The sequence below is a fragment of the Phormidium pseudopriestleyi FRX01 genome (assembly GCF_017313335.1).
Lineage (GTDB): Bacteria > Cyanobacteriota > Cyanobacteriia > Cyanobacteriales > Laspinemataceae > Laspinema > Laspinema pseudopriestleyi.
Window position 1 is genome coordinate 1 of the sequence record NZ_JAFLQW010000079.1, and the last position, 3,329, is coordinate 3,329.

Here is a 3,329-nt window from a genome sequence, read left to right on the forward strand (position 1 = left end):
ATGAAAGAAACCCGGTTTCTAACCTACTGCAAAGGACTCAGAAACCGGGTTTCTGCGTTAAATTTTGTCCCTTCCAGGTAAATTTGTGAAAGAAACCCGGTTTCTTTAGCTCACAAAACAAATCACAAGCGATCGCCTGATTTTTTGCACCGAAATTGGCTACAAGGGTGGGCAAAAGCCCACCCAATTGACGTTACTGCAACCCTTCTTTTAACTGGGTTTTAGCCGTCTCTAATGCTTGTTTTAACTGGTTTGGGTCCCGTCCCCCCGCTTGCGCCAGATTAGGACGTCCACCGCCACCGCCACCGCAAATTTTGGCAATTGCGCCAATAAATTTACCCGCTTGCAATCCTTTGGCATTCACTTCTTTGCTAAAGGCAGCCACTAAACTGACTTTATCGGGACTGGGAACTGACCCTAAAACTACTGCGCCATTTCCGAGTTTTTGGAGTAACCGTTCTGCAGCAGTTTTTAACGCATCCGCATCCACTTCACCGAGATTGGCAACAATCAGTTTAAACTCTCCAATGGATTCAGCAGTTGATAGTAATTGCTCGGATTTAACAATCGCTAATTCGGCTTTCAGGGATTCTAATTGCTTTTGGGTGGCTTTCAATTCCCCTTGAATACTATCGATACGATCGCAGATTTCCTCGGGTTTGACCTTAAACCGATCGCTCAATTCCCTCACCACGCGATCGCGCACTTCCAAATAGTCCAAAATCGCCGGTCCCGCTACCGCTTCAATCCGTCGCACCCCAGAGGCAACCCCAGATTCCGAGACAATCTTAAACGCGCCAATTTCAGCGGTATTACTCACATGAGTTCCTCCGCACAATTCCATTGAAACGCCGGGAAAATCAATCACTCGCACTTCATCGGCATATTTCTCACCAAACATGGCGATCGCTCCTTTTGCCCTCGCCTCCGTCAGTCCCATCGTCTCAATTTGGGCTTGATGTGCTTCCGCAATCCAAGTATTCACCCGGTCCTCAACTTGTTTTAACTCCTCCGGAGTTAGAGCACGAGGACAGTTGAAATCAAACCGCAAACGGTCAAAATCTACTAAGGAACCCGCCTGAGAAATTCCCTCATCCACAATCAGTTTTAACGCTGCTTGGAGTAAGTGAGTTGCGGTATGATTGGCTTGAGCACGACGACGACAACTGCCGTCAATTTGGGCAGTAATGCGATCGCCTACAGAGATGCTTCCCCGTTCAATCCGTCCGAAATGCACAAAGAAATCCGATTCCTTTTTCACCTCTTCCACGCGCACTAAACTATCTTGACCCGAGAGAAATCCCCGATCGCCAATTTGTCCCCCGGATTCGGCATAAAATGGCGTTTTGTCTAACACCACCTGCACGCGATCGCCAGCAGTAGCAGATTCAACAGAGTTCCCCTCCATCAAAATCACCGTTACTTCTGAGGTAGTCATAGGTTCAGAATAGCCTAAAAATTCCGTGGCGTTGATATGTTCAGCGAGTTTATCTAAACTGCCTTGAACCGTGAGGTCAATGGTTTCATGGGCCGCTTGCGATCTCATCCGTTGTTCTTCCATTGCCGCATCAAACCCAGGTAATTCCACAGTAATTCCCCGTTCTTCCACAATTTCTTGGGTCAACTCTAAGGGGAACCCATAAGTATCATAAAGGATAAACGCATCCCGTCCGGTAATTTCTTGGGGGTTTTTCTCCATCAATTCTGCTAACAGTTTCTCACCCCGTTCCAGGGTTTCCAAAAACCTTGTTTCTTCCCGTTGCAGTTCCGCCTTCAGACTCGCCTCGCGATCGCGCAGATTGGGATAGGCCCCTTCTCCCAGGGCGATCGCCGCTTCTGCCACCTCGGCAGTAAACACCCCCTCAATCCCAATTAATCGTCCATGACGCACCACCCGACGAATTAACCGACGCAGGATATACCCTCGGCCAATATTAGACGCGGTAATCCCATCAGCAATCATCTGAACCACAGCGCGAGAATGGTCCCCAATCACCTTCAGAGAAACTTTGGTTTTTTCATCCGCAGTGGCGTAATCAATTCCCGCAATATCCGCCGCTTTTTTGACAATCGGAAAAATCAGGTCTGTTTCATAATTGTTGGGAACTTTTTGGAGGATTTGCGCCATCCGTTCCAACCCTAATCCGGTGTCAATATTCTTTTTCGCTAACGGAGTGAGATTGCCTTCAGCATCCCGGTTGTACTGCATGAACACCAGGTTATAGAATTCGATGAAGCGGGTATCATCTTCTAAATCAAGGTTGTCATCCCCGAGTTCGGGATGAAAGTCATAATACAATTCTGAACAAGGACCACAGGGACCCGTGGGACCGGATGCCCAGAAATTATCCGCTTCGTCCATCCGCTTAATCCGATGGGGGGGAATGCCGATTTTGTCCCGCCAGATGTTGAATGCTTCGTCATCTTCGCGGAAGACACTAACGACAATGCGACTGGCAGGGAGTCCATAGACTTGGGTGGAGAGTTCCCAGGCAAAGGCGATCGCCTGTTCTTTGAAGTAGTCCCCAAAGCTAAAATTGCCCAACATCTCAAAAAAGGTATGATGGCGGGCGGTGCGTCCCACATTTTCGATATCATTGGTGCGGATGCACTTTTGGGACGTGGTAGCGCGAGGAAAATCGGGAGTGCGCTGTCCGAGAAAGATGGGTTTAAACGGCAGCATCCCGGCGATCGTCAGTAAAACCGTGGGGTCTTCTGGGACTAAAGAGGCACTCGGCAGGATTTGATGACCCCTAGCGGCATAGAAATTGAGAAATTTGTCGCGGATTTGGTTACCGGAGAGGGATTCAGGAACAGCAGGCATGAGTTAGTTAACGACTTTCATTGAGTGAACAGGTATTCTATTGTTGCATTCGTTGAGAGGCGATCGCTACCTCCGTCCCTTGAACAGAGATCAGCAGGGGTTAGGGTCCTTGAATCCGTGGGACTGGGGAATGGATCAGAGGCGATCGGACAGCATCACCTCCTGATGTCCTTTCTCAAGGGTAAGAACATCACTCAAGAGATAATTCCCCACCCTGAAAAAACCCAGTAGATGATCTACTGAGTTTAACCATTCCACTCAATTTGATATTCATTAACCGGCCAAAGCGTCGGTTTTCATCTCCTGGGAACTGGGTTGTGTAAATGCTTCAGTAGAACAGTCATCTCTTCTCCCGGTACCCCGAGGAATCGTACATTTTTTCTCATCCGGATTGGGTTGAGGGACTGATTTAACAGGATTGGTATGATTTGAACTAGCAAATTCCGTAGTCTTACTGAGATTGTCTTTAACTTGAGGCACCCCAATTACCGTACCAATAAGTAAA

General features: G+C 48.2%; 2 protein-coding genes. Both read right to left on the reverse strand.

Translation table 11 applies throughout. From position 1 onward, the window contains the following. Positions 1 to 193: 193 nt before the first annotated feature. Positions 194 to 2,824, reverse strand: a complete 2,631-nt coding sequence (gene alaS / locus J0895_RS03335) for an alanine--tRNA ligase (protein WP_207086713.1) — start codon at positions 2,822 to 2,824, stop codon at positions 194 to 196. A 273-nt stretch (positions 2,825 to 3,097) separates the two neighbouring features. After that, on the reverse strand, positions 3,098 to 3,329 hold a 232-nt coding region (locus J0895_RS03340), incomplete at its 5' end, for a hypothetical protein (protein WP_207086714.1).

What these genes read in the sequence shown, in the direction of transcription:
- alaS (WP_207086713.1), bottom strand. Translation starts at nt 2,824, where the DNA reads ATGCCTGCTGTTCCTGAATCCCTCTCCGGTAACCAAATCCGCGACAAA.